At 40.5% G+C, this 25,768-nt stretch carries 27 protein-coding genes; 20 read left to right on the forward strand and 7 right to left on the reverse strand.

The annotated features are described in order from the left end of the window. The first annotated feature begins 41 nt into the window (after window positions 1-41). The 8 genes from tdh (at window position 42) to mutL (ending at window position 10,988) form a co-directional block, all read left to right on the forward strand. Entirely contained in the window at window positions 42-1,106 is a 1,065-nt protein-coding gene (tdh, locus tag SB660_RS02470; protein WP_268497862.1) for an L-threonine 3-dehydrogenase, read from the forward strand. Continuing rightward, window positions 1,103-2,284 carry a glycine C-acetyltransferase gene (locus tag SB660_RS02475; RefSeq protein ID WP_410581172.1) on the forward strand — a complete coding sequence of 394 codons (1,182 nt, stop codon included), beginning with the start codon at window positions 1,103-1,105 and terminating at the stop codon, window positions 2,282-2,284. Before tdh ends, SB660_RS02475 begins: the two co-directional genes overlap by 4 nt. Before the next feature lie 111 nt (window positions 2,285-2,395). Next, the gene (locus SB660_RS02480; RefSeq protein WP_058013938.1) at window positions 2,396-3,502 is read left to right on the forward strand and encodes an MrcB family domain-containing protein; all 1,107 of its coding nucleotides are present in this window, start codon (window positions 2,396-2,398) and stop codon (window positions 3,500-3,502) included. 90 nt (window positions 3,503-3,592) lie between these two features. Then, on the forward strand, window positions 3,593-5,119 hold the full coding sequence (gene miaB, locus SB660_RS02485; RefSeq protein WP_144462022.1) for a tRNA (N6-isopentenyl adenosine(37)-C2)-methylthiotransferase MiaB: 1,527 nt from the start codon (window positions 3,593-3,595) through the stop codon (window positions 5,117-5,119). Window position 5,120: 1 nt separating this feature from the next. Continuing rightward, window positions 5,121-5,555, forward strand: coding sequence for a regulatory iron-sulfur-containing complex subunit RicA (gene ricA / locus SB660_RS02490; RefSeq protein ID WP_003211238.1), 435 nt, complete (start codon window positions 5,121-5,123; stop codon window positions 5,553-5,555). A gap of 264 nt (window positions 5,556-5,819) precedes the next feature. After that, a complete protein-coding gene (gene cotE / locus SB660_RS02495) occupies window positions 5,820-6,365 on the forward strand; it encodes an outer spore coat protein CotE (protein ID WP_003212450.1) in 546 nt (181 codons plus the stop codon). A 124-nt stretch (window positions 6,366-6,489) separates the two neighbouring features. Beyond that, a complete protein-coding gene (gene mutS / locus SB660_RS02500) occupies window positions 6,490-9,066 on the forward strand; it encodes a DNA mismatch repair protein MutS (RefSeq protein WP_410581175.1) in 2,577 nt (858 codons plus the stop codon). 20 nt (window positions 9,067-9,086) lie between these two features. After that, on the forward strand, window positions 9,087-10,988 hold the full coding sequence (gene mutL / locus SB660_RS02505; RefSeq protein WP_410581177.1) for a DNA mismatch repair endonuclease MutL: 1,902 nt from the start codon (window positions 9,087-9,089) through the stop codon (window positions 10,986-10,988). Between the two features lie 77 nt (window positions 10,989-11,065). Here mutL and bslA read toward each other — a convergent pair whose 3' ends face one another. Beyond that, window positions 11,066-11,602 (reverse strand): biofilm surface layer hydrophobin BslA, encoded by a 537-nt coding sequence (gene bslA / locus SB660_RS02510; protein ID WP_180308978.1) that lies wholly within the window; start codon window positions 11,600-11,602, stop codon window positions 11,066-11,068. A 125-nt stretch (window positions 11,603-11,727) separates the two neighbouring features. Then, window positions 11,728-12,123, reverse strand: coding sequence for a hypothetical protein (locus SB660_RS02515; protein WP_410581179.1), 396 nt, complete (start codon window positions 12,121-12,123; stop codon window positions 11,728-11,730). Between the two features lie 569 nt (window positions 12,124-12,692). Here SB660_RS02515 and SB660_RS02520 point away from each other — a divergent pair. The 3 genes from SB660_RS02520 to SB660_RS02530 all read left to right on the forward strand — a co-directional run bounded on the left by SB660_RS02520 (window position 12,693) and on the right by SB660_RS02530 (window position 15,542). After that, window positions 12,693-13,166 (forward strand): CarD family transcriptional regulator, encoded by a 474-nt coding sequence (locus SB660_RS02520; RefSeq protein ID WP_180308976.1) that lies wholly within the window; start codon window positions 12,693-12,695, stop codon window positions 13,164-13,166. A gap of 312 nt (window positions 13,167-13,478) precedes the next feature. Further along, window positions 13,479-14,228, forward strand: coding sequence for a poly-gamma-glutamate hydrolase family protein (locus tag SB660_RS02525; protein WP_410581182.1), 750 nt, complete (start codon window positions 13,479-13,481; stop codon window positions 14,226-14,228). A 165-nt stretch (window positions 14,229-14,393) separates the two neighbouring features. Continuing rightward, window positions 14,394-15,542 carry a response regulator aspartate phosphatase gene (locus SB660_RS02530; RefSeq protein ID WP_410581184.1) on the forward strand — a complete coding sequence of 383 codons (1,149 nt, stop codon included), beginning with the start codon at window positions 14,394-14,396 and terminating at the stop codon, window positions 15,540-15,542. Window positions 15,543-15,634: 92 nt separating this feature from the next. Here SB660_RS02530 and SB660_RS02535 read toward each other — a convergent pair whose 3' ends face one another. After that, complete coding sequence (locus SB660_RS02535) at window positions 15,635-16,960, reverse strand: S8 family peptidase (protein WP_410581186.1); 1,326 nt, start codon at window positions 16,958-16,960, stop codon at window positions 15,635-15,637. Window positions 16,961-17,544: 584 nt separating this feature from the next. On the opposite strand from SB660_RS02535, the gene SB660_RS02540 reads away from it, so the two are divergent. Then, window positions 17,545-18,279 carry a poly-gamma-glutamate hydrolase family protein gene (locus SB660_RS02540; RefSeq protein WP_058013927.1) on the forward strand — a complete coding sequence of 245 codons (735 nt, stop codon included), beginning with the start codon at window positions 17,545-17,547 and terminating at the stop codon, window positions 18,277-18,279. Window positions 18,280-18,356: 77 nt separating this feature from the next. Next, window positions 18,357-18,806 (forward strand): OsmC family protein, encoded by a 450-nt coding sequence (locus SB660_RS02545; RefSeq protein ID WP_410581188.1) that lies wholly within the window; start codon window positions 18,357-18,359, stop codon window positions 18,804-18,806. A 47-nt stretch (window positions 18,807-18,853) separates the two neighbouring features. Here the strand turns inward: SB660_RS02545 and erbB are convergent, their stop codons facing one another. The 4 genes from erbB to SB660_RS02565 all read right to left on the reverse strand — a co-directional run bounded on the left by erbB (window position 18,854) and on the right by SB660_RS02565 (window position 20,485). Continuing rightward, window positions 18,854-19,222 carry an SMR family multidrug efflux transporter EbrB gene (gene erbB / locus SB660_RS02550; RefSeq protein ID WP_306821863.1) on the reverse strand — a complete coding sequence of 123 codons (369 nt, stop codon included), beginning with the start codon at window positions 19,220-19,222 and terminating at the stop codon, window positions 18,854-18,856. Window positions 19,223-19,237: 15 nt separating this feature from the next. After that, window positions 19,238-19,555: an SMR family multidrug efflux transporter EbrA gene (erbA, locus tag SB660_RS02555; RefSeq protein WP_003211368.1), complete on the reverse strand. Its 318-nt coding sequence runs from the start codon at window positions 19,553-19,555 to the stop codon at window positions 19,238-19,240. Then, window positions 19,555-20,100 (reverse strand): TetR/AcrR family transcriptional regulator, encoded by a 546-nt coding sequence (locus SB660_RS02560; protein WP_410581191.1) that lies wholly within the window; start codon window positions 20,098-20,100, stop codon window positions 19,555-19,557. The genes erbA and SB660_RS02560 overlap by 1 nt, the downstream gene beginning before the upstream one ends. 112 nt (window positions 20,101-20,212) lie before the next feature. Beyond that, on the reverse strand, window positions 20,213-20,485 hold the full coding sequence (locus SB660_RS02565; RefSeq protein WP_058013922.1) for a hypothetical protein: 273 nt from the start codon (window positions 20,483-20,485) through the stop codon (window positions 20,213-20,215). A 104-nt stretch (window positions 20,486-20,589) separates the two neighbouring features. Here SB660_RS02565 and SB660_RS02570 point away from each other — a divergent pair, with 104 nt between their 5' ends. From SB660_RS02570 to nrdE, 7 genes are all read left to right on the forward strand, one after another. After that, window positions 20,590-20,991, forward strand: coding sequence for a YmaF family protein (locus tag SB660_RS02570; RefSeq protein ID WP_169056557.1), 402 nt, complete (start codon window positions 20,590-20,592; stop codon window positions 20,989-20,991). A gap of 69 nt (window positions 20,992-21,060) precedes the next feature. Beyond that, window positions 21,061-22,017, forward strand: coding sequence for a tRNA (adenosine(37)-N6)-dimethylallyltransferase MiaA (gene miaA / locus SB660_RS02575; protein ID WP_061407882.1), 957 nt, complete (start codon window positions 21,061-21,063; stop codon window positions 22,015-22,017). A 25-nt stretch (window positions 22,018-22,042) separates the two neighbouring features. Beyond that, on the forward strand, window positions 22,043-22,264 hold the full coding sequence (gene hfq, locus SB660_RS02580) for an RNA chaperone Hfq (RefSeq protein WP_003211269.1): 222 nt from the start codon (window positions 22,043-22,045) through the stop codon (window positions 22,262-22,264). A 160-nt stretch (window positions 22,265-22,424) separates the two neighbouring features. Beyond that, entirely contained in the window at window positions 22,425-22,754 is a 330-nt protein-coding gene (locus SB660_RS02585; RefSeq protein ID WP_058013919.1) for a YmzC family protein, read from the forward strand. Between the two features lie 79 nt (window positions 22,755-22,833). Beyond that, entirely contained in the window at window positions 22,834-23,046 is a 213-nt protein-coding gene (locus SB660_RS02590; protein WP_003212415.1) for a hypothetical protein, read from the forward strand. 265 nt (window positions 23,047-23,311) lie between these two features. Continuing rightward, the gene (gene nrdI, locus SB660_RS02595) at window positions 23,312-23,704 is read left to right on the forward strand and encodes a class Ib ribonucleoside-diphosphate reductase assembly flavoprotein NrdI (RefSeq protein ID WP_008360380.1); all 393 of its coding nucleotides are present in this window, start codon (window positions 23,312-23,314) and stop codon (window positions 23,702-23,704) included. After that, window positions 23,664-25,766, forward strand: a complete 2,103-nt coding sequence (gene nrdE, locus SB660_RS02600) for a class 1b ribonucleoside-diphosphate reductase subunit alpha (RefSeq protein WP_058013918.1) — start codon at window positions 23,664-23,666, stop codon at window positions 25,764-25,766. The genes nrdI and nrdE overlap by 41 nt, the downstream gene beginning before the upstream one ends. Window positions 25,767-25,768: the final 2 nt, after the last annotated feature.

Here is a 25,768-nt window from a genome sequence, read left to right on the forward strand (position 1 = left end):
ATCTCATTGGGAGAAGTTTTTTAACAAAGGGGTTGTACGTCATGTGTGGAACGATGAAAGCGATTGTTAAAAAAGAAAGCGCTTACGGAGCGGTGTTGATGGAGATGCCGATTCCAGAAATCAATGATCATGAAGTATTGATACAGGTGAAAGCCACTTCAATATGCGGAACAGACGTGCATATTTATAACTGGGATGATTGGGCAAAGGGAAGAGTTAAAGCGCCCTACATTTTTGGACATGAATTTACAGGGGAAGTTGTCAAGGCGGGGAGGCAAGTCTCTCGAGCAAAAGTAGGGGATTTTGTATCGGCAGAGACACATGTTGTATGTAATCAGTGCTCTATGTGTTTAACTGGGCAGCAGCATTTGTGTAGTGAAACGAAAATTTTAGGGGTAGACATTGACGGCTGTTTTGCTGAATATGTCAAAGTACCTGAACAAAATGTGTGGCACAATCCAGCTCAAATGCCAGTGGAGCTTGCGTCTATTCAAGAGCCGCTTGGAAATGCGGTTCATACAGTGCTGCACACACCTGTTTCAGGTAAGTCAGTGGCGATTTTTGGCTGCGGACCAATCGGTTTAATGGCGATCGCCGTCGCGAAAGCTTCCGGTGCTGTTCAAGTGTTTGCTGTCGATCAAAATGAATACAGGCTGGATCTTGCCCGAAAAATGGGGGCAGACCATATCGTGGATATTGGAAAAGATGATCCTGTTGAGGTGATTAAGCAGTTCACGCAGATGGAGGGGGCAGATGTGATATGCGAGATGTCAGGACATCCAGTTGCCATTAATCAAGCACTCGAAGCTTGTGCAAATGGAGGGAAACTCAATATACTAAGCTTGCCAGAACGACCAGTGACAATTGACATTACGAATCAAATTGTTTTTAGGGGATTAACCGTGCAAGGGATCACGGGAAGAAAAATGTTTGAGACGTGGCGTCAAGTATCTGAGTTATTAAGAACGAAGACCATCGATGTCCAGCCAGTTGTCACTCATACACTGCCATTTGAACAGTTCGAAAAGGGATTTGAACTCATGAGAAATGGGATGTGCGGAAAGGTCGTACTGATGATGCCATCAAATCAAAGGGGGAAGAAATGATGAAAGAATTCACGTATTTACAAGATGAACTGGAAACAATGAAGCAGCAAGGCACTCACCAAACATTGAAAGAGATTGACTCAAAACAATCATCCACTGTGACATTAAATGAACAATCCGTCATACAGCTCTCCTCAAATAACTACTTAGGCCTCACCTCACATCCAAGGCTGATGAAAGCGGCAAAAGAGGCCATTGATGAATTCGGTGCTGGTACAGGATCTGTACGAACGATCGCTGGCACAATGACAATGCATGAACGCCTTGAAAAAAAGCTTGCTGCATTTAAAAAGACAGAGGCCGCCCTTGTGTTCCAATCAGGCTTTACGACCAATCAAGGGGTTTTATCTAGTATTCTGACAAAAGATGATATTGTGATTTCAGATGAACTGAATCATGCCTCAATCATTGACGGCATCCGGTTAACAAAAGCAGATAAAAAGGTATACGGGCATTCCAATATGGAAGAGCTTGAGAAAATTTTAAAGAAATCTATGAATTACCGCGTTCGTCTCATCGTCACAGACGGTGTATTCTCAATGGATGGAGATATTGCACCGCTTCCTGAGATTGTCAGGCTCGCAGAAGCATATGATGCATTTGTGATGGTAGACGATGCACATGCCTCGGGCGTGCTTGGTGAAAATGGCCGCGGGACAGTCAACCATTTTAAACTCGACGGCAGAGTGCACATTCAGGTTGGGACACTTAGTAAGGCTGTCGGAGTGCTCGGCGGCTATGTAGCGGGATCAGCCGTTTTAATTGATTATTTAAAGCATAAAGCAAGACCGTTTTTATTCAGCACCTCACATCCGCCAGCTGTGACTAGAGCCTGTGAAGAAGCCATTGCAGTGCTGTTAGATGAACCAGAGCGAATTAGCACGCTCTGGGAAAACGCCGCCTATTTCAAAGGAAAAGTCGTCAGCCTTGGGTTTCAAGTTGCTCCGACAGAAACACCGATTATTCCAATCATGATTGGAGACCAAGCTCTTACGTTTCGCTTTTCCAAGGCTTTAATAGACCGTGGCGTGTTTGCCCAGGGCATCGCTTTCCCAACTGTAGCAAAAGGAAAAGCGAGAATTAGAGCCATCATCACAGCAGAGCACACAAAAGAAGAACTAGACCGTGCACTGACGATCATCGAAGAAGAAGCAAAAAAACTGAACATACTTGATTGAGAGAGCGCAGGCTCTCTTTTTTTTGCACTATTCTTTCCATATTTCATCAAATCTACCGTTTGTTATGTATAATGTATGTAAAAAGATCTATTGAGGTAAGTGGTGAGACAAATGTTATTTAATAAAAAAATTTTTTGTGAGCAATTTTTAGATTATAAGAACAAAGGGAGAACAGATAAGAATCACCCTTTTCACAACATGTTTAATAAAGAGATCCCAAACAACATTCGTTATGAATTAGAAAAACGTCATATGAGGAATTTGGACAGGATCGATATTAAAGCATCTACAGGAAATGGAAAAGTTGCAGAATGTTTTTGGATTGCACTTTTAGACAAGAGATTAACGACAAGTCCTAATTCCCAAAAAACAACGACACAAAAAGGTATATTTATTGTTATTTTATTCGCTGAGAACGGGGAAGATTTTTATTTAACAATTGAAACTGGAACTGAAAATTTATCTTTATCTGAAATTAAGGAAGAGGCAGCCATTTGGAGGCAAAGGCTACAGCCGGAATTAAAGCAACATAAAAGACTAGAGGGCTTTCATATAGGTGATTTTCATTTGGGTAAATCATTAAGACCTAAAAAATATGCAGCAAGCTCATTGGTCTTTAAAAAGTATAATATTGATCATTTTGACTATTACCAATTAATACAAGATATCAATTCTTTAAATGAGTTTTTTTATGATTTTGTTTACGAAATATATTTGGATCAGGACCTTACCCCAAAATTGGAAGATCAGAACAAGTATAAAAGAAAAAGAATCATTCATAGAGATGTTTATAAACAATTAAGAGAAGAAAGAGCAAAGCAAAACGAAGAGACAGGTAGAATAGCAGAGAAATTTGTTTATCATAAGGAAGTAGAGCAATTAAAAGCAGTGGGACGGGAACAATTAGCGGAAGCTGTCGATTGGGTAGCTGAAACGGAAGATGGTCATGGATTTGATATTAAATCTTATTACCCCGATGGAAAAGAGAAGCTTATAGAAGTAAAAGGATCTAAACTGACTCACCATGACTTTCCATTCTTCTTATCTGAACAAGAAAGAATGGTAGCAGAAGAGGAAAAAGAATCATATGTAATTACTTTAGTTGAGAGTGTCGGTACACAGCAGATGAAGATTGTCAAAGAAATACAAAACCCTTTAGGTAAAGACGATCTACATCTGAAACCTACTCAATATTCATGCAAAATTCGTGTGGATTGAAAAGTGGTGGCACGTATGAATTTATTTTCAATTCACGACAAAATAGTCTATACTGTAGGGTGGAGCTTGGTTTGAAAGGAGTACAAATTCATGAATGAAGAGCAGAGAAAAGCGAGCGGACAAGTAAGTTCATCGGACAAAAAATCCGAGAAGGACTACAGCCAGTATTTTGAAGCTGTGTACATTCCGCCTTCCTTAAAAGATGCAAAAAAACGGGGTAAAGAAGAAGTCGAATACAATCAATTTCAAATTGACGAGCGTTTTCAAGGGTTAGGAAACGGGCGCAAGTTTTATATTCGCACATATGGCTGTCAAATGAATGAGCATGACACAGAAGTGATGGCTGGTATTTTTATGGCGCTTGGTTATGAGCCGACAAACTCAACGGAAGATGCAAATGTTATCTTATTAAACACTTGTGCAATTCGTGAGAATGCGGAAAACAAAGTGTTCGGAGAGCTTGGTCATTTAAAAGCATTAAAGCGTGAAAAGCCAGATTTAATTTTAGGTGTCTGCGGATGTATGTCGCAAGAGGAATCTGTCGTGAGCCGTATTTTGAAGAAACATCCATTTGTTGATTTGATTTTCGGTACACACAACATTCACCGCCTGCCAGAGCTGTTATCTGAATGCTATCTTTCAAAAGAAATGGTCATTGAGGTTTGGTCAAAAGAAGGCGATGTCATTGAAAACCTTCCGAGAGCCCGCCAAGGAAAAATTAAGGGCTGGGTGAATATTATGTACGGTTGTGATAAATTCTGTACATACTGTATCGTCCCTTACACACGCGGTAAAGAAAGAAGCCGCCGCCCTGATGAAATTATTCAAGAGGTCAGACGTTTAGCGGCAGAAGGATATAAGGAAATTACCCTTCTTGGTCAAAACGTGAATGCGTACGGAAAAGATTTTGAAGACATGGAATATGGTCTTGGACACTTGATGGATGAGCTGCGTAAAATCGATATTCCGCGTATCCGTTTTACAACAAGCCACCCGCGTGACTTCGACGATCACTTAATTGAAGTGCTTGCTAAGGGTGGGAACCTTCTCGATCATATTCATTTGCCAGTTCAATCCGGCAGTTCTTCTGTCTTGAAACTTATGGCGAGAAAATATGACCGTGAGCGTTACCTTGATCTTGTGCGCAAAATCAAAAAAGCGATGCCAAATGCTTCATTAACAACGGATATTATTGTTGGGTTCCCAAATGAGACAGATGAGCAGTTTGAGGAAACACTTTCCCTCTATCGCGAGGTTGAGTTTGATGCGGCTTATACGTTCATTTATTCTCCAAGAGAAGGAACACCAGCAGCGAAAATGAAAGACAACGTGCCGATGCACGTAAAAAAAGAACGCCTTCAGCGCCTGAATGCACTCGTAAATGAAATTTCCGCGAAAAAAATGAAGGAATACGAAGGGCAGATTGTCGAAGTATTAGTAGAGGGTGAAAGTAAAAACAACCCTGAAATCCTAGCCGGATATACAAGTAAAAGCAAGCTTGTGAATTTTAAAGCACCAAAAGAAGCGATTGGCAACATCGTCAAAGTGAAAATCACACAAGCCAAAACTTGGTCTCTTGACGGAGAAATGGTTGGAGAAGCTATCGAGGTGAATTAAAATGACACTTTATTCAAAAAAAGAGATTGTCGAGCGCGCAAGAGAGCTCGCTAAAATGATTTCTGAAACAGAAGAAGTTGATTTCTTCAAGAAAGCAGAAGCGCAAATCAATGAAAATACAAAAATTTCAACGATTATTAACCAAATTAAGGCGCTTCAAAAACAAGCTGTAAATTTAAAGCATTACGGCAAACATGAAGCTTTAAAGCAAGTCGAAGAAAAAATCGATGCCCTGCAAGAAGAACTGGATGAAATCCCAGTGATTCAAGAATTCAAAGAATCACAAGTGGAAGTCAATTCCCTATTGCAGCTCGTAGCGCATACGATTTCTAATCAAGTAACAGATGAAATCATTCTTTCAACCGGAGGCGACCTCTTGTTAGGAGAAACCGGTTCAAAAGTGAAAAACTCATCACCAAGTTGCTCCATTAAATGAGAAACCCCCGCAGATGCGGGGGTTTTTGTTTTGCTATCATCATTTTTGAAAGAACAAAAATCACACTTCCCGTTCTACTTCTTGCTTCGACACCCCAAAATCTCTCACTCTTCAACTTTTCCAATTTTCAAGGCAAGTTTATGGGCGACCATGCATACACTGAAACAGAAATGAATTTAATTGATCATGAAGTTCAAAATCGTGACACACTAGACGAATGCCCAGCATAAGATAAAACGATCAAGAACAAGGAGGCATGCCGGAATGTCTGAATACAGAGAGATTATTACAAAAGCGGTGGTTGCAAAAGGGAGGAAATTCACCCAAAGCACACACACCATTTCTCCATCGCAAAAACCAACCAGCATCCTAGGTGGTTGGATCATTAATCATAAGTATGATGCTGAAAAGGTCGGTAAAACTGTTGAGATTGAAGGAACCTTTGATATTAACGTATGGTATTCTTACGCTGATAACACAAAAACAGAAGTCGTCACCGAACGGGTGAAATATGTAGACATCATCAAACTGAGATATAAAGACAAAAATTTCCTTGATGATGAGCATGAAGTGATTGCAAAAGTGCTCCAGCAGCCGAATTGCTTAGAAGTGACCATTTCTCCAAACGGCAATAAAATTATCGTTCAAGCAGAGCGGGAATTCATTGCTGAAGTGGTAGGGGAAACAAAAATTGTTGTAGAGGTCAATTCAAGCTGGAAAGAAAAAGATGATCATGAGTGGGAAGAAGAGGTGGATGAGGAGTTAGAAGATATTCATCCAGAATTCCTAGCGGGTGATCCAGAAGAGTAATTCATGACTAGGGCGCATATCCCCCTAGTTTTTTTGTGTCTTATCTAGGAGAAAAAAGGGGTTTTTTTATGCTATAATGAAAGATGGTATGAATTCGAATGTAATATAGTGAGGGATTAGAAATATGGCAAGTTATACGCCCATGATACAGCAATATTTAAAAATCAAGGCAGAGTATCAAGATGCCTTTTTATTTTTTCGCTTAGGCGATTTTTATGAAATGTTTTTTGATGACGCAAAAGAAGCGTCACAAGAATTAGAAATTACGCTAACAAGTAGAGATGGCGGGACTATACCAATGTGTGGTGTTCCTTATCATTCTGCTTCTGCATACATAGAACAATTGATTTCAAAAGGCTATAAGGTCGCGATTTGTGAGCAGGTGGAAGATCCTAAAACGGCAAAAGGTGTAGTCAAAAGAGAAGTCGTTCAACTCATTACACCGGGTACGGTAATGGATGGGAAAGGCTTAAGTGAAAATGAAAACAACTTCATTGCCTCTGTGACAAAGTTTGAAAATGGATATGGACTTGCACTTTCCGATTTATCGACTGGTGAAAACATGGCGGCTTTCATCGATCGATTAGATGAAGTCGTGTCTGAAATTTATTCTGTCGGTGCAAAAGAAATTGTGGTGTCAAAGCAGCTGGATGAGGAAACAGTCAAGACCTTAAAGGAACGGTGCCAAGCGACCATTTCATACGAAGATAGTGATGAATTAATCGATGAAGCTGAGCGACTCGTGTCCCGCCTGAGCGAGCAACTAAGATCGGCATTTTTGACATTATATGCTTATTTAAGAAGAACGCAAAAAAGAAGTCTTGATCACCTTCAGCAAGTTCAAGTGTTTGAGCTCGAACAAACAATGAAAATTGATCTTTACTCAAAACGAAATCTTGAATTAACAGAGACGATCCGCTCAAAAAGCAAGAAGGGCTCTTTGTTATGGCTGTTAGATGAAACAAAAACAGCGATGGGTGGAAGGCTGCTCAAGCAATGGATCGACCGGCCGTTAATTCGTCTTTCGCACATTAAAGAACGCCAGGAAATGGTGCAAATTCTCATGGACCATCTCTTTGAACGAGAGGATCTGCGTGAACGGTTGAAGCAAGTATATGATCTTGAACGTCTAGCGGGCCGCGTCGCGTTTGGCAACGTCAATGCCCGTGATCTCATTCAGTTAAAGGAATCCTTAAAGCAAGTGCCAGCCATTAAAGAACTTGTGCACTCACTGCCAGAGGAAATGGCGAAATCAAGAGCGAATGATATTGATCTTTGTGATGATTTACTGAATTTATTAGAAGATGCGCTATATGAAAATCCGCCAATGACGTTAAAAGAAGGCAATTTGATTAAAGACGGCTACAATACAAAATTAGATGAATACCGTGATGCCAGCCGAAATGGGAAGGACTGGATTGCACGGCTTGAGCAGCAAGAAAGAGAATATACAGGCATTCGCTCTTTAAAAGTCGGGTTTAATAAAGTATTTGGTTATTATATTGAAGTGACACGAGCGAATACGCATTTGCTGGAGGAAGGGCGTTATGAAAGAAAACAAACGCTCGCCAATGCAGAGCGGTATATTACACCTGAATTGAAAGAAAAAGAAGCACTTATTCTTGAGGCCGAATCAAATATTAGCGAACTGGAATATGAACTATTCGCAGCTCTCAGAGAACAAGTGAAAGTCTATATTCCGAGATTACAGCTGCTCGCAAAACAAATGAGTGAGCTGGACGCCCTCCAATGCTTTGCGACTGTCAGTGAAAAACGCCGTTATATCCGTCCAGAATTCTCAGAGGATGAGGTAGATGTCATAGATGGTCGTCATCCAGTTGTTGAAAAAGTGATGGATCACCAGGAGTATGTGCCGAATGACTGCCATATGGGAAATGGCCGGCAAACCTTGCTCATTACTGGTCCGAATATGTCAGGGAAAAGTACGTACATGAGGCAAATGGCGCTTATCTCCATTCTTGCGCAAATTGGATGCTTTGTACCGGCATCGAAGGCAACTCTTCCGATCTTTGACCAAATCTTTACACGTATTGGGGCGGCAGATGATTTGATTTCTGGTCAGAGTACTTTTATGGTAGAGATGCTCGAAGCAAAAAATGCGATGGTGCATGCAACGAAAAACAGCTTGATTTTATTTGATGAAATTGGACGCGGGACAAGCACCTATGATGGAATGGCTCTTGCGCAGGCGATCATTGAATTTGTACACGATCATATTGGTGCCAAAACGCTTTTTTCCACACATTATCACGAACTGACAGTTCTTGAATCTCAATTAAGCGAGCTGAAAAATGTTCATGTACGTGCTGAAGAGCATGAAGGCACGGTCGTTTTCTTACATCAAATCAAAGAGGGTGCAGCTGATAAAAGCTATGGTATTCATGTAGCGCAGCTTGCTGAATTGCCTGATGCGATCATCGATAGAGCCCAGACCATTTTGACGGAGCTTGAGAGCGGATCACATGAGGTGACCCCGCACGTATCAGCAGCTCCAAAAACAGAAAAGGCTGAGGAAAAACAGCAGCTTTCTTTCTTTGAAGTAGAAGAAAAACCGCAAACCAAACCAGTTCTAAAACAGAAAGATCAAGCGGTGATCGAGGAATTAAAGTCATTCAATCTAATGGATATGACTCCGCTCGAAGCGATGACTAAACTATATGAATTGCAAAAGAAATTATAATGTAAGATGAGGTGAGCAAAATGGCAAAGATTATTCAGTTATCCGATGACCTATCCAATAAAATTGCTGCAGGTGAAGTAGTCGAACGTCCTGCTTCTGTCGTAAAAGAGCTTATGGAAAATGCAATCGATGCAAGTAGTACAGTGATTGAAATCGATGTAGAAGAAGCAGGTCTTTCCTCTATTAGAATAATTGATAATGGTGTTGGAATCGATGCTGAAGATTGTAAGCTCGCCTTTCAGCGCCATGCAACGAGTAAAATCAAAGATGAAAATGACCTGTTCCGTGTCAGAACGCTTGGATTCAGGGGAGAGGCGCTGCCAAGTATCGCATCTGTCTCTCATCTGGAAATGAAAACAAGTACTGGTGAAGGAGCTGGAACGCACCTTGTGCTGCAAGGCGGAAAGATCATTTCAGAGAAAAAAACCTCTGGCCGCCGCGGTACCGAAATTGTCGTTACCAACTTATTTTACAATACGCCTGCCAGACTAAAATACATGAAAACTGTTCATACGGAGCTTGGCAATATATCAGATGTCGTCAATCGAATTGCACTGGCTCACCCAGAAGTATCAATTCGCTTGCGTCACCAAGGAAAAGTCCTGCTTCAGACGAATGGAAACGGGGATGTGCGGCATGTGCTTGCGGCCATTTATGGGACAGCTGTTGCGAAAAAAATGGTGCCACTTCACGTGCAATCACTTGATTTTGAAGTGAAAGGATATATCTCCTTACCAGAAGTGACAAGGGCATCACGGAATTATATGTCTTCTGTAGTAAATGGCAGATATGTTAAGCATTTTCCGCTCGTAAAAGCGGTCCATGAAGGGTATCACACGCTGCTGCCGATTGGCCGCCATCCGATTACATTTATTGAAATGAAGATGGACCCCATTTTAGTGGATGTGAACGTGCATCCTTCGAAGCTTGAAGTGAGACTTAGTAAAGAGCAGGAACTTCATGAGCTAATCAAACAAGGAATTAAGGACGTATTTCAAAAACAGCAGCTCATTCCAAGTGCTTCGGTGCCAAAGAAAGCACCAATGCCAGCGATCAAAAATGAGCAGCAATCCTTAACCTTTGATGCGAAAAAAACAAATACAAACGAGGCGAGAATATCGCTACCCTATCAGCCGGAGTCTCTCGAATCGGTTGTATACGAGACAAATCAGATGGACACATACGGGACGCCTACGCACGAAATGACAGGAGCATCATCACCCGTATTTAATGAAGATACTCCATCCGATCATATCTATGTAGAAGAATCCGCCGCTTCTCTTGAATATGAAGAATCAGTACTGAGAGAGGATGCTGCAGAAACCATTTCAGAAAACGAACGAGTTCCTGTCATGTATCCCATCGGGCAAATGCACGGCACATATATTTTGGCTCAAAATGAACAAGGGCTTTATATTATTGATCAGCACGCGGCTCAGGAGCGAATCAAGTATGAGTATTATCGTGAGAAAGTAGGAGAGATCGAACAGGAAGTGCAAGAAATGCTCGTCCCATTAACATTCCACTACTCGAAAAACGACATGCTGATTATTGAAGAGCATAAAGAGATACTAACGAAAGTGGGTGTCTTCTTAGAGCCTTTCGGTTCAGGAAGCTACATTGTTCGGTCACATCCACAGTGGTTCCCAAAAGGGGAAGAGGCTGAACTGATCGAAGAAATTATTGAGCAAGTGCTGGATGAGAAGCGTGTAGATATCAAAAAATTAAGAGAAGAAGCGGCGATCATGATGAGCTGCAAAGGCTCTATCAAAGCAAATCGTCATTTGCGAAATGATGAAATCAAAGCTTTATTAGATGAATTGCGGCAAACCAATGACCCTTTCACCTGTCCGCACGGCCGGCCGATCATCATTCATCACTCGACATATGAAATGGAGAAAATGTTTAAACGGGTGATGTGATCAAATAAAAAAAAGACAAAGGGCTAAATTAGCCCTTTGTCACAGTCTGAAGCGCTCTCATAAGAGCGCTTTTTTATTTAGCATCCGCACGGATTGGGCGGTGTGACCACGACTGGTCGTGTTTGAATATCGAGGGTGTCCTCTGCATAAAATTTAGAACCAATGCTAAGCGCACGGTTTTCTGCACGGAACGTATATGTACCTGCAGCAGGAAGTACTTTATGTGAAAGTTGTAATTTAAATTGTGAAATTCCTAATAAATCGAGTCTAGCTGGAATGCGGACAGTTTTTCCACTGTTCAAAATGTAGCTGTCTTTTAGTGCTTTTCCGTTGAAGATGTCTTTTGTTGTCGCTTGAAAGCCTGCAGGTAATGTGAACTCAATGGCACCGATACTTAAAACAGAATTTGGGCGGTATGTCAGCTCAATGTCAGAAAAAGACCATTCCTGCTTACTTGTACCTGTAATTTTTGCATAAAGCTCAGCTGGTCTGGCATTTGTTGATGCTTTGCCTTCCTCTGTTTTGGCTCCTTCAGCGGATGCGGCCATCGGTACCGATAGTGCCATGACCAGTGTCAACATCCCCATCATGATCATTGTCCATGTTTTTTTCATTTCTTCATTCCCCCTTGTTGATTATAGGTAAATAATAGATGATCAAATCCATTATTTACCTATAATGTTACCATATCCCTACAAGGTGTTGAATGGTATATTATACCCTTATTTTGTCATTTTATTTAGTAATAACGGGAGAAATGCGCATTTGGTTGGTTCATTCCGTAACCAAAGCCTTGCATATGCTGATTCGGCATCATCATATGCATATCTTGATATCCGTATGGATGATATGGCATCATTCCATATCCACCATAGTGGCCATGATGATGGTGATCCTTCATTGGAACATGTGAAAAGGGATCATGCTGATTTGGAAAAGGCAGATAGGCTGAATGATGATGCGGATAATGTCCGCTGTACTTATCTTTTTTACCATGATAATGGTTTGGCATATTCATATGATCATGCATGTTTGGCGCGACCACATGCTCATGGTTGGCTGTATACACATTCTCAAACGTATGGTACGGATTTCCTTCGTGATGATGATTCATTGGGCTATTCATATTGTTCATTTGATATCTCATCCTTTATGTCAGGTTGCCATATCCTATGAGCATGATCCCTTTCATGAGCCTATCCATATGAAAAAAAACCGGCTTTTCAGCCGGGAAAACAAAAAGCAGATGAAAGCGTCAGGTGCTAAAATGAGATGCTGTGTCTTCTTCTGCGACGCTTCTTACAGCTGCTGCAGACACTTTTAGGACAGTAATAGGGATCGTAGCTTCTAGAAGTATCCCAGAAATCGCTCTCAAACCAATCATCTTTTTTATGATAAGACTTCTTTTCTTTACATGGATCAACATGGCGATGATCGTCATGCTTTTTATAACAGTTTGAGTGGGAATGTTTGCACTTGCATTTGCACATTGTCATCCCTCCTAAATGTGACTCAATGCTAGTATATGCAAGAATAAGACAAGGGGACTGGATGGTGGCGCATCTTCTGTAAAAAAAGGCTTTTTCTGCAAAACTCAAATGAAAAGAATTGACTAGTGCTAAAATAACATGATAAAATATAAATTTTTATCCACCGATGAAATGTGTTATAATGATAAAGTGAATACTTTCGGAGGTGGCGGATTTGTTTCAAATAGGTGATAAAATTGTTTATCCTATGCATGGTGCCGGTGTGATTGAAGGAATGGAAGAAAAAGAAATTTTAGGTAAGACGGAAGAATATTTTCTGATTCAAATGCCGAATATGCAGATGATGATCCCAAGAGGCAGAATCAATCAACTAGGTATACGTCAGGTAGCAGATCAAGCAACGCTGAAAGTTGTGATGAACAATTTTGCAGAAGAAACAAACGACGACACGCTTACTTGGAAGCAAAGATATGATGAAAATATGAAAAAGCTAAAAACAGGTGCGATCGAAGATGGTGCAGACGTTGTCAAAGATCTGATGAGACGAAATCAGAAGAAAGCATTAAATTCAAGTGAAAAGAAAATGCTTGAAGATGCGCGAGGCATGTTAGTGAGTGAAATTTCTCTCGCACAAGGGCTGTCACAAGATGAAGTCCTTTCAGCTATAGAGAATGAACTAAGAATTTAATGATGGATATACAATAATGAGCTGTAAACAGAAGGGTATCCCTTCGGTTTATGGCTTTTTTGTTTGAAATCAGAAAAACATCTTCATTTTTGTGGGTGATTTTAACTAAAACGAAAATGAGGTCATACGATGCAGTTTTTATGCAAGAAGCGAATGATGCAAAGAAGTCAGAAATACCTAGAGCGGCATAAAAAAACAGGAAAGTTCTCCTGATTCATTTAAATGAGCCGGACAACCTTTGAATTCTGTTAGCCATTGATAGTAAAATAATGCGATAAGATGACACCTAAGAGAATGAAAAGGAGCGGTGAAATGAAAAGACTACTGATATGTGGATTCATCTTTCTGATCCTGTGTGCTCTTTTAATGGTGAAATGCAGCCATTCTGTTCAAGAAAAAAAAGAGCAAAAGCAACATCAAGAAGAGGTAGAAAAGTATCAAAAAGAGCGAAAAAAAGGGGATCAATATGACAGCTTTAAACAGCTTATCCGGCATGAAAGAGAAGGCTATGAAATAGAATTTCACGAAAAGGGCGGAAGTGATTTACTTGTCTTTTCACCTCATGGAGGGGAAATTGAACCAGGAACAAGTGAAATTGTAGAAGCATTTCAACAAAGATACTCGACGTATTTGTTTGAGGGAACGAAACAAGAGAATAATCGGGATTTGCATATTACAAGCACCAAGTTTGATGAACCGATATTGGTCCAAATGATTAAAACGTACCCCTTCTCTATCTCCATCCACGGCTACAAAAGTGATAAAAGGCACACGCTAGTTGGCGGGACAAACGAAAAAATGCAAAGAGCAGTTGTACGAGAATTAAAAGGTCAAGGGTTTTCTGCAGAAATGGTGCAAGAAGGCGAACGGCTCTCAGGGACAGATCCTAAAAATATTAATAATCGAAATGAAAGTGGTGAAAGTGTTCAGTTAGAAATTAGTACGGCACAGAGAGAGGCCTTTTTCGACAATTTTGATACGAGAAAAGGAAAGAAAAAAGCATTCAGACGTTATATCCGTGCTTTAAAAGAAGTATTAAGAGAATTTGACCCATCATCGTAGAAAAATCGTTTTGATGGGTAGAAGTACTCTGTTTGAACTTGGTAAAAAAGATAGAAATATGCGAAATAAACATAAAATATGCAATAACTTACAATTTGCCTTAAAAACATAAATTATGTAAAATAATAGTTATCAGTTTGATATGATAGAATGGGGCTGAAGTGGATGGCACACAAAATACCATCTTCCGAAGTAGGTGTAAAGATCAATCAATGGTACACGCATATTTGCAAATTTGAAGTCGAACAAGCAAACGATATGAAGCGCCTTGTTGAAGAAGAAATTCATGAGATGGAAGAGGATCAAGATTTACTTCTATATTATTCTCTAATGGATTTTCGCCATCAACTGATGCTTCAGCATTTAACGCCAGTCCATGCAGGGAGTGAAACACTTCAAGCCGTGTCTTTTCCGAAAGAAATGGAAGATGGAGAAGATGAGATGACAGGCTTACTCGGCTATTACTTTCATTTTTTCCATGGAATGTATGCGTTTATCCAGCGCCGGTATATCGAGGCCATTTCCTATTACAAGCATGCGGAACATCAACTGATTTTAGTGACAGATGAGATTGAAAAAGCGGAATTTTATTATAAAATCGCTGAAGTATACTATCATATGAAACAAACTTATTTCTCCATGCATTATGCTAAAAAAGCAAGAGACATTTATAAGAAACATCAGCTTTATGGAAAAAGAAGCATTCAATGTGATTTTGTCATGGCAGGTAATTGGATTGATGTGAGTCAGCACCAAAAAGCGCTTCCTTACTTAGAAAAAGCGTTAAAGGTCTGTGAAGCGATGGAGCGGAAAGAGTGCACATCTTATTTTAAAGCAATGGCTCTTAATAACTTAGGAGCTTGTCATTATAGTATGGGAACGTACCATACGGCGACAGTCTTTTTTGAACAAGCCATTTCCCTTTATCAAAAAGATCAAGCATCCACGATGATCAAATCATTATTTTCACTTGCACTCACCTGGTTTAAGCTCGGAGATATCGAGCGGGCGGGCGAGGCTATACGAAAAGGAATGAACGAGGCTTGTTTATTGGATGATGAAATTTATCAGTTGAAATTTCAATTTTTACAGGCGCTTTATATAGAAAAAGACAGCTGTGAGCAATTAAGATCGGCACTTTTTGGACTGCGAAGCAAAAAAATGTTTGCTGATTTAGAGGAATTAGCACTTGATGCGGCTAATTATTATAAGGAACGCGACATGTACAAGGAATCCTCCACTTTTTTTGAGATTGTGATCGAAGCGCGTACGCACATTCAAAAAGGAGATGAGATGTATGAGAACGAAGCATAACATGTCAGCTGATCAAGTAGATGAAAGACTTCACACATAATAACAGACAAAAACAACACCCTTTACGAATCAACGTAAAGGGCTTTTTTTACTTATTCTTTGATGGCTTTTTCTGCGTCAATGGCACCTGCCCCGTAAATCATCGGGTCATCCCCAGACCACTTGCTTGTGCTTTCTTTTAACAGGGTTTTGACCTCATCGGGCGTTAAATCTGGTGAATGCTCTAATAAAAGAGCACAAATACCAGCGCAAATCGGTGTTGCCATAGATGTGCCAGATAACGTCGTGTAATCATCATCGACTCTGCTTGATTTATCGAGTTTATCTAGAAAGGATCTTGGTGATCTGAGGGAGACAATGTTTACTCCCGGTGCAAGGATATCAGGCTTTGTCTCCCCATAAACAGTAGGACCTCTGCTTGAAAATGGTGCCACAATATCATCGTTCGATTCTGGTGTATTCCGGTCATCAAAAGCGCCAACCGTAATCACTTTTTGACTGACGGCAGGGCTCGCAATCGTTTGGCTGTTAGGACCAGAGTTTCCGGCTGCGACGCATACAACAATGCCTTTATTCCAAGCGGCATTGACAGCACGCACCATCGGATCGTCCTGTTCGTCATCATAACGCTGAGCATCTGCGCCTAGTGACATACTCATAATATGAATCGGATCATCAGGGTGATCTTCATTGAACTGGATGCACCATTCAACCCCTTCTATTATAGTAGAAAGTGATCCAGCCCCTTGTTTATTTAATACTTTTACGCCAATTAAATGAGCTTTTGGAGCAGGTCCTTTGTACAAGCCATCTGAGGCCGCTCCGTCTCCAGCTACATCTCCAGCGCAATGAGTGCCATGCCCGTTATCATCATAAGGCTTTGTTTTCTGCTTGACTAAGTCCACAAAATCGCGAATTCTTCCTTCTAGATCTTCATGCGGATAAATTCCTGTATCAATGACAGCGACCGTAATGCCTTCCCCTGTTAAGGCTGTACCGTTTCGGATGACTTCATCCGCGTGACTGGCTTGTGTGGCCACATCCAGAAGTGCATGAACTTTCCGGTCTAAATAAATTTTACGAATATGCTCACCATTTGCTAACAGCTCCTCTAAAGCAGCTGGTGTTAGGTCTGCAGCGCAGCAGTCGATATGTGAAAAGTGCCGTTTGATATTTGTTTTTCTACTTTTTTTCATGAGCTGTTTTGTGCTTTGAATCCCTGCTTCGACCGCGCCTTCCTTAAATTCAATAATCACACGAAGCTTCTTTCTCTTCTTTAATCTTCCTTCAAAGAAACGATGAAGAAAGCATGGCGTCCATTTAAAAGGCTTATAAAGGTGAAGGACGGTCTCTCTTAAAGGTTGATCCAGTTTACTAGCATGTGTTCTGACCATTTGCACCATAGAAAATCCAAACATGTGATGCCCTCCATTCTAGCTATCCATTCTTGTACACTCTTACGTTATGAGAATAAGAGGTGCTTGGTTCGGATTCTTGTCCCTTCTTTTCTTCATATTGGCGGCTTACTCATTTCTGATGAAAAGAAAAGCGCTTACATTTTGTAAAATAATAGAAAAAGGTGGAAAACATGTAGAATCAGCCGATGATAGGTGGGAGAGTTCTTCTTAGAGAACCGGTGAAACAAACGATTTTGCAGAAAAAAAGGAGGGGGTAGACAGGGTCAATGCTCATACAAATGTGACTTGTCACAGAGAGGAAAAATCAAATCCATATAAAAAGTAGCCAAATTAAAGAAAACAGACTGGATAGAACTAGGTCATTTTAAACATAACTTCATTTGTCTGTCATACTATTCTAACTCTGTTTTCAAATAGGAGAGGCGTTTCTGTGTATATAAATGCAATTATCTTATTTTTGAGGAATCTCATCAACTAGAGTGTTATGATCAAATTTGAAGAGAAAAAGTGGAAAAAATGAAAAGAAATGATGATTCAATATAAATCATAGAAACGGCTTAGAAATCTGTTAAAGGAGAACGGGAATGAAGAAGTTTTTTGCTTTGCTTCTCCTGCTTGCGATCGGATGGGGCGTTTATTATACAATGCAAGCACAGGAACATGATGAGCCAGTGTCATCAGGTGGGGAAGACGAAAGCGGTTCAAATGATATTTATCGCAATTTTAAAGAACTAGAAGAAAATGAATCAACAAGCAGCTATCAGATTACATCCAACCCAGTGCCTGGAAGCCGTCTTCTTGTGATGTCACCCCATGGGGGGAGAATTGAAGGCGGCGTGAGCGAGATCGTCCATTTTTTTGATAATGATTTCTCTACGTATTTGTTTGAAGGTTTAAGAGAGAATGCGTCAGAACTTCATGTGACAAGTACAAATTTTGATGAGCCAGTCGGCGTCGCGCAGGCAAAAGCACACGATTATATCTTAGCAGTGCATGGCTACAAAGGTGAGGAAGGCATTGACCATACACTCGTTGGCGGAACAGATTACGACCGTGCAGAGAAAATAGTGAACTCATTAGAGCGGAATGGATTTTCTGCTGAACTGGCTGTCGCACACGCAACCCTGAGCGGAACAAGCAATCATAATATTAATAATCTTACAAAAACAGGGCAAAGTGTACAGCTAGAGATTAGTAGAAGTCAGCGTGAAGCTTTATTTGACAGTTTTGACTTTCGGCGGCGGTCGAGTACAAAAAACGAGACGTTCTACCGGTATGTCAGGGCGATTCGGACAGTGCTTGATGAGGAATATACATAAAAATGGTGCACATGTTAAGACAAGCAGCGTGAATTCTTGTTACACTATAAAAAGTGATAACAAAAGGAGAGACGAATATGGCGCGTCATCATTTTCATCTTCAGGCGAGCTGGCCTGGCCTGCGTAACGGTGTGGGTACAATCTCATGCGAACAGTTAAAAACGAACATTTCAATTCCAAAAGAAATGGACGGTCCCGGCAGTGGGACAAATCCAGATGAGATGCTCTTAGGTGCAGCGGCTACGTGTTATATTATTACACTTGCCGCTATGATGGAGCGGAGCCAATTAGAAAAAGAGGATCTCACGATGAGTTCTGAGGCTGTCGTCGATGTGACAAATGGTGTGTTTACATATGAAAAAATCATTCATCGGCCTGTCATTATCCTCAAAGCCTCTGCTTCTCCGCAAGATATTGAGCTTGCCCGCAAGCTTGCTCACAAAGCCGAAAGCTCATGTATGATCTCAAGAGCTGTTCAAGGAAATGTGGACATTTCCTTAGAAGAAACCATTCAAGTCGGCGGGTAAAAACAAAAAGTCATTTTCTCTTAATGAAATGGAGAAAATGACTTTTTTTATGACATCCATTCGGTTTGATTGATTTGTTCTTTGTTTTCTTCCTTTTGTTTTTTTGACAGGTTCAAGACAATCACACCGCATATCACTAATGCAAGACCAATGAAGCCTTTCATGTGAATGGTTTCGTTAAATAGCACGAGTCCGATAAGAGCAGTGAGTGCTGTTCCAACGCCAGACCATGTCGCATAAGCAGACGAAAGGTCAATCGTTTTAAGTGCTAGACTGAGGAAGGTAAAGGCACACCCAAATCCAATCAGGACTCCAATACTCGGTAATAGTTGCGAAAAACCTTGGGAAAGCTTCAGCATCGTACTGCCAAAAACCTCCGTTAAAATAGCCCCTGTTAAATAGAGCATTCCTTTCATGATCTCTCACATCCTTTATGACATATTTAAAAGTACGACCCCTGAGACAAGCATTGCCATCCCAATAATTGCTCTTTGGTTCAAGGTTTCTTTGAAAAAAAGCACGCCAAAAATAGCCGTGAGGACTGTACCAACCCCAGACCATGTTGCGTAAGACATGCTAAGCGGAATGATATTTAGTGTCAATGACAGCATATAAAAAGCAAGTGTATACCCAGCAACAACGACAGCGCTAGGCTTAAAGCGAGTAAAGCCATTTGAGAATTTTAACATCACGGCGCCAATGGCTTCTGAAAAAATGGCCACAGCTAGAAAAAGATATCCGAGGATCATCATGTTCCCTCCTCTAATAGGTGTAAAATCCGGTGAAGTAAAAGGGCTTTTTCCTCTCGGTTCAGCGGTTCAAGCTGAAACATTTCTGAAAACCATATTCCATCACATGCAAGACGGATCAGCTGGCTCAATGCAGGGTCATTAATTTCCTCAGCTGCTTTCGCTTTGAACTCTGCATAAAAATCACGCCAAGGGTTCAACAACGCTTCATCAAATGACATAGTAGCCAGCATACTTGTACATAGCTGAATCGTATTTTGATGATCAAGATCATGTAATGTTGCCGATATATATGCACGGACATAAGGCGCTTTTTCATGTTTGTAAGTTTCTTGATACGTTTCGAGCTGCTGACGAAAGCAAAGAATCGCGTGCTCATTCATTTTTTGGATGAGCTCTTCCTTGCTTGCGAAATGATAAAGCAGGCCGGCTTTGGTCATATGTGCATGCTCTGCCACTTGCTGAAGGGTAAGCTGGCTTAATCCTTCTACTAAAATCGTGCGGGCAGCTGCATCAAAGATTTGCTCTTTTTTGGTTTTAGACATAAAAAAAACACCTACTTTACTGAACGGTCGGTAAAGTAAATGTTAACCCATCAAAAACGAGTGTGTCAATCGATTCATTTGATGAACAGATTTTTTCGCTAAATCGTCATATTTAATAATAAGGGTATGGTCCATATGGCGGGTACGGAGGCGGATAAGGGTACCCATAGCCATAGCCTGGTGCAAGCAGAGACCCAGCAAGCAGACCTCCAGCAAAACCACCTAAAAATGGAGGTCCGAAAAATCCAGGTCTACCATAACCGAATCCAGGTCTCCCAAACCCAAATCCGGGTCTCCCAAACCCAAAACCCGGGCGTCCAAACCCAAAACCAAAAGGTCTTCTCATGTCTTCTTGCATAAATGGCTGTGCATCAAAATAATTCATAAAAAAAGGCTCCTCTCACATAAAATCACTGTAACTGACATCAGTGTATTCGATTGGCCTATATGTGTTTGGGTGAACGCCTATTATAAGGAGGAATGTTAAAAATGGGCCTGTATCCGTCTGATTGGGCTAAATGCCCGCCGCATGCTCATGCCTATAAAGCACGAACGGATGTAACAGAAGAGCATTATCATTTAATAGAAGGTATTTCTCAGCCTGTCAATGGAAGCAGTACCGATCAGCATACTCATTACTATCGCGGGGTCACCTCTTTTGAGAGAGGACATTTCCACAGATACTACGGCGTCACAGGACCTGCGATACCGAGATTGGATGGTACGCACTATCACGAGATTGAGGAAGTCACATTTTCTGCCTATAACGATTCTGTCCCTATTCCATACGGAGGAGTCGTCTATAGTCCGGACGAGGAGCGGCCGACGCATACGCATCGCTTAAAAGGAAAGACGTACGAAGTGGTCGGAAATGAACCACTCGGCTGGTGATAGACCGTATATAGGAGAGTAAGAGAAGTTATGCTATACTGTAGGCAGTTTGTAAAAGAGAGTGATGTTATGAAAAAAACGAAACAACCAGTGATTGTATTAGTAGGACCGACCGCTGTCGGCAAAACAAAACTGAGCATTCATATAGCCAAAGCATTTAATGGAGAAATTATCAGTGGTGATTCTATGCAGATTTATAAAGGAATGGACATTGGAACAGCTAAAATCACCCCTGAAGAAATGGATGATGTCCCTCACCACTTAATTGATATTAAAGAGCCAGATGAATCCTTTTCTACAGCTGAATTTCAGCAGCTGGTCCGTATGAAAATCAAAGAGATTGCCGCTAGAGGGAAAACACCCATGATCGTCGGCGGAACAGGTTTGTATATCCAATCTGTTTTATATGATTACACATTTACCGATGAGAAAAGTGACCCTGCTTTTAGAGAAGAAATGGCGCTGTTTGAACAGCAGCATGGCTCCCTTCAGCTGCACGAAAAACTAAAGGCAGTAGACCCTGATGCTGCAAAAGCCATTCATCCAAATAATGTCCGCCGCGTCATCCGGGCGCTTGAAGTGATCCATACAACAGGTCAGAAAATGTCGGAAATGCAAAATGGTCATCAAGAAGTTCCTCTTTATGATACAGCCTTCATTGGGCTGAAAATGGATCGAGAGCTTTTGTACGAGCGCATTCATAAAAGAATTGATATGATGATAGATGAAGGCTTAATTGAGGAAGTGAGCGCACTTTATCAATCTGGCTTGAAGGATTGTCAATCAGTTCAAGCGATTGGTTATAAAGAGCTGTATGCGTATTTTCAAGGTGACTACTCACTTGATGAAGCTATCCAGCAATTAAAGCAAAATTCCCGTAGATATGCGAAGCGTCAGTTCACGTGGTTCCGTAATAAAATGGATGTCACTTGGTTCGACATGACACCGCCTTGCCACTTTTCAGACAAAAAGGAGGAAATTTTCGCATATATAGCAGGAAAGCTTGGACTTAAAGCGAAACTGTAGTTATCAGAATCAAGGAGGACGAAACATGAAACCGATTAATATTCAGGACCAATTTTTGAATCAAATTCGTAAAGACAATACATTTGTCACAGTATTCTTACTGAATGGCTTTCAGCTTCGCGGTCAAGTGAAAGGATTTGACAATTTCACGGTGCTGCTTGAAACAGAAGGGAAGCAGCAGCTTATTTATAAACATGCTATTTCTACATTTGCACCTCAAAAGAATGTAAATCTAGAATTAGAATAGGATATGTTCGACCTAATAGCCCCATGCATCTGCGAATAAACCGGCCGGAACCCGCTACGTTTTTGTCAGTGCAGAGGGGCTATTTTGCATGCCGTGAAACCTTTCTGTCTATTTTGCGTATAATCCCTTATTGGATATGAAGAAAGGTGAGGGGAACGATATGGAAAATGCAGAGCTTGAATTAAGAAGGATTAGAGTGATCCTTCTACTAATTGGGATTGTTGTCTTATTTGGATCGTGCGCCATTTCAAACATTGAATCCAGGCAGGAAAGCTGGCATAACTATTCTAATCAAGATGATCATGGAGATATAGAAGGTCTGTTACAATCAGCTGTTGCACTAAAAAATAATCACTTTGCTGTTGTGAAAGATGATGAAGTACATGTGTACCGGTTTGATGAAAAAGAGGGAGAACTGACCCTTATTAAAACAAAATACATAGATGAGTGGGACGAAGATTATGATGATGACGATTCTGTGGAAGAGTAAGCACGTAAATTTACAAATGAATGTGAAGTCGCTACACTATAATCATGCATTAGACATCTAGACAGAAAAGGATGAGTTCATGACACACAAAATTAAAATTAATCATTGGGAACAAACTTGTGAAGACGACTCCTGCTTCGAATATGGAACGAGTGTTTCTGTAAATGGGAAAGAATTAGTCAGAGAAGCTTCAATCGTCTCTGCGCTTGAAGCGGTGCTAAAAGAATTAGGTGTTGAAGTGGAAATTACAGAAGTGTCAGAAGATTTACAGTGCGATGCCTACAAAAAATAAAACAAAAAGTCTAGTCTACTAAGCGATTTTTTTTCGTGTTATGATAGATTTCGGTTTCAGTTGAATAGAGAGTAGAGCAGTCTATTTTTAGATCCTGTTCTGCTCTATTTATTTGAACGTACGAGTTCGGCTATGAATGTTCGGCCGGGTTGGTTGATTTTTTTCGTTTCGAACATCTATATGTTGTGTTTTAAAAAAACATAGTATACTATATATAGTGAATAACGAAATGATCAACAATACTAAAAACTAGGTCGTGATGGAATTGATTCAAATCGTATTTGATTCAAAAACAGGAAATGTTCAACGCTTTTTGGACAAGACCCCCTTTACAGACAAACGAAAATTGACTGGAGAAGAGTTTTTGGATACGCCGTTTATTCTCGTCACCTTTACGACAGGATTTGGACAAGTCCCTAGTACCACTCAATCTTTTTTAGAGAAAAATGCTCACCTTTTACTAGGTGTAGCGGTGAGTGGAAACAAAGTGTGGGGAGATAATTTTGCCAAAAGCGCCGATACGATTTCTAAACAATATCAAGTTCCTATTTTGCACACCTTTGAACTAAGCGGAACAAAAAGGGATGTTGAATTGTTTACACAGGAGGTAGAAAGAATTGTCACAAAATCAGGTTCCAAAGTGGATACAATTAAATAACGAGATTATGATTCAAAAAGAAGGAAAGTTTCAGTTCGATAAGGACAAAGAAGCTGTACATAGTTATTTCGTAGATTATATTAATCAAAACACAGTCTTCTTTCACAACTTAGAAGAGAAGATTGATTACTTAATAGAAAACGATTACTATGAAGAAGAATTTTTAAGACAATACAGCATGGCAGATATTAAAGAAGTATTCGAAGCTGCATATGCGAAGAAATTTAGATTCCCATCATTCATGAGTGCGTTTAAGTTTTACAACGACTATGCACTGAAAACAAATGATAAAAAGAAAATCCTTGAACGCTATGAAGACCGCATTTCAGTTGTAGCGCTTTTCTTTGCGGGCGGAGATAAAGAAAAAGCCCTTGAGTTTGTAGAACTGATGATCAATCAGGAATACCAGCCAAGTACACCAACATTCTTAAACGCTGGGCGTAAAAGACGCGGTGAGCTTGTGAGCTGCTTCTTGCTTGAAGTGAATGACTCATTAAACGATATTTCAAGAGCGATTGATATTTCAATGCAGCTTTCAAAATTAGGCGGCGGCGTCAGCTTGAACTTGTCAAAACTTCGTGCAAAAGGCGAAGCAATTAAAGATGTTGAAAACGCGACAAAAGGTGTCGTTGGCGTGATGAAGCTTCTTGATAATGCATTCAGATATGCAGATCAAATGGGACAAAGACAAGGATCAGGCAGTGCGTACCTCAATATTTTCCACAGAGATATTAATGATTTCTTAGATACAAAAAAAATCTCTGCAGATGAAGATGTTCGCGTGAAAACATTGTCCATCGGTGTCGTCATCCCCGATAAATTTATCGAGCTTGCAAGAGAAGATAAAACAGCTTATACCTTCTATCCGCACACAGTCTATAAAGAATATGGACAGCATCTTGATGAGATGGATATGGAAGAAATGTATGATGAGCTTGTAGAAAACCCGAAAGTCAAAAAAGAAAAAGTCAATCCGAGAAAGCTTCTTGAAAAATTGGCTGTTCTTCGTTCAGAATCAGGCTATCCATATATCATGTTCCAAGATAACGTGAATAGAGAGCATGCATTAAACCATATTTCACGAGTGAAATTCTCAAACCTTTGCTCAGAAGTGCTTCAAGCTTCAGAGGTCTCTTCTTACGCGGACTATGATCAAGAAGATGAAATTGGTCTTGATATTTCTTGTAACCTTGGCTCATTAAATATCATGAATGTCATGAAAAACAAATCGATCGAAAAAACGGTCAAACTAGCAACAGATTCATTAACGCTTGTATCTGAAACAACAGATATTCGCAATGCACCAGCTGTTCGAAAAGCGAACAAAGCGATGAAATCAATCGGACTTGGCGCGATGAACCTTCACGGGTATTTGGCTCAAAACCAAATCGCCTATGAAAGTGAAGAAGCAAGAGACTTCGCGAATACATTCTTTATGATGGTGAACTACTATTCAATTAAACGCTCAAGTGAGCTTGCAAAAGAAAAAGGAGAAACATTCCATCGTTATGAAGGCTCAGGCTACGCAACGGGCGAGTACTTCAATAAATACGTGGAGAATGATTTCACACCAAAAACAGAAAAAGCAGCAGCATTATTTGAAGGCATGCACATTCCAACAAAAGAAGACTGGGCAGCACTCAAAGACTTTGTAGCGGAAAATGGCATGTACCATAGCTACCGCTTATGTATTGCACCAACAGGTTCCATTTCTTATGTGCAATCGGCAACAGCTTCTGTTATGCCAATTATGGAACGTATCGAAGAAAGAACATACGGCAACAGCAAAACGTATTACCCAATGCCAGGTCTTTCAGCGCAAAACTGGTTCTTCTATAAAGAAGCGTACGATATGGATATGTTTAAAGTGGTCGATATGATCGCAACGATTCAGCAGCACGTTGATCAAGGAATCAGCTTTACACTATTCTTGAAAGATACGATGACAACGCGTGACTTAAACCGCATCGATCTGTATGCACACCATAAAGGCATTAAGACACTTTATTATGCAAGAACGAAGGATACAGGGCAGGAAGGCTGTCTTTCTTGTGTTGTTTGATT

The sequence above is a fragment of the Bacillus sp. SIMBA_005 genome (assembly GCF_046535585.1).
GTDB lineage: Bacteria > Bacillota > Bacilli > Bacillales > Bacillaceae > Bacillus > Bacillus pumilus.

Coding starts and splice junctions, on each gene's coding strand:
- tdh (WP_268497862.1), top strand. CDS start 42: ATGTGTGGAACGATGAAAGCGATTGTTAAAAAAGAAAGCGCTTACGGA.
- SB660_RS02535 (WP_410581186.1), bottom strand. CDS start 16,960: ATGTTTGGATTTTCTATGGTGCAAATGGTCAGAACACATGCTAGTAAA.
- SB660_RS02475 (WP_410581172.1), top strand. CDS start 1,103: ATGATGAAAGAATTCACGTATTTACAAGATGAACTGGAAACAATGAAG.
- cotE (WP_003212450.1), top strand. CDS start 5,820: ATGTCTGAATACAGAGAGATTATTACAAAAGCGGTGGTTGCAAAAGGG.
- erbA (WP_003211368.1), bottom strand. CDS start 19,555: ATGATCCTCGGATATCTTTTTCTAGCTGTGGCCATTTTTTCAGAAGCC.
- SB660_RS02515 (WP_410581179.1), bottom strand. CDS start 12,123: ATGAACAATATGAATAGCCCAATGAATCATCATCACGAAGGAAATCCG.
- SB660_RS02565 (WP_058013922.1), bottom strand. CDS start 20,485: ATGAATTATTTTGATGCACAGCCATTTATGCAAGAAGACATGAGAAGA.
- SB660_RS02560 (WP_410581191.1), bottom strand. CDS start 20,100: ATGTCTAAAACCAAAAAAGAGCAAATCTTTGATGCAGCTGCCCGCACG.
- SB660_RS02530 (WP_410581184.1), top strand. CDS start 14,394: ATGGCACACAAAATACCATCTTCCGAAGTAGGTGTAAAGATCAATCAA.
- erbB (WP_306821863.1), bottom strand. CDS start 19,222: ATGAAAGGAATGCTCTATTTAACAGGGGCTATTTTAACGGAGGTTTTT.
- mutS (WP_410581175.1), top strand. CDS start 6,490: ATGGCAAGTTATACGCCCATGATACAGCAATATTTAAAAATCAAGGCA.
- miaA (WP_061407882.1), top strand. CDS start 21,061: ATGAAAAAAACGAAACAACCAGTGATTGTATTAGTAGGACCGACCGCT.
- mutL (WP_410581177.1), top strand. CDS start 9,087: ATGGCAAAGATTATTCAGTTATCCGATGACCTATCCAATAAAATTGCT.
- SB660_RS02585 (WP_058013919.1), top strand. CDS start 22,425: ATGGAAAATGCAGAGCTTGAATTAAGAAGGATTAGAGTGATCCTTCTA.
- bslA (WP_180308978.1), bottom strand. CDS start 11,602: ATGAAAAAAACATGGACAATGATCATGATGGGGATGTTGACACTGGTC.
- hfq (WP_003211269.1), top strand. CDS start 22,043: ATGAAACCGATTAATATTCAGGACCAATTTTTGAATCAAATTCGTAAA.
- miaB (WP_144462022.1), top strand. CDS start 3,593: ATGAATGAAGAGCAGAGAAAAGCGAGCGGACAAGTAAGTTCATCGGAC.
- SB660_RS02525 (WP_410581182.1), top strand. CDS start 13,479: ATGAAAAGACTACTGATATGTGGATTCATCTTTCTGATCCTGTGTGCT.
- SB660_RS02570 (WP_169056557.1), top strand. CDS start 20,590: ATGGGCCTGTATCCGTCTGATTGGGCTAAATGCCCGCCGCATGCTCAT.
- ricA (WP_003211238.1), top strand. CDS start 5,121: ATGACACTTTATTCAAAAAAAGAGATTGTCGAGCGCGCAAGAGAGCTC.
- SB660_RS02540 (WP_058013927.1), top strand. CDS start 17,545: ATGAAGAAGTTTTTTGCTTTGCTTCTCCTGCTTGCGATCGGATGGGGC.
- SB660_RS02590 (WP_003212415.1), top strand. CDS start 22,834: ATGACACACAAAATTAAAATTAATCATTGGGAACAAACTTGTGAAGAC.
- SB660_RS02545 (WP_410581188.1), top strand. CDS start 18,357: ATGGCGCGTCATCATTTTCATCTTCAGGCGAGCTGGCCTGGCCTGCGT.
- SB660_RS02480 (WP_058013938.1), top strand. CDS start 2,396: ATGTTATTTAATAAAAAAATTTTTTGTGAGCAATTTTTAGATTATAAG.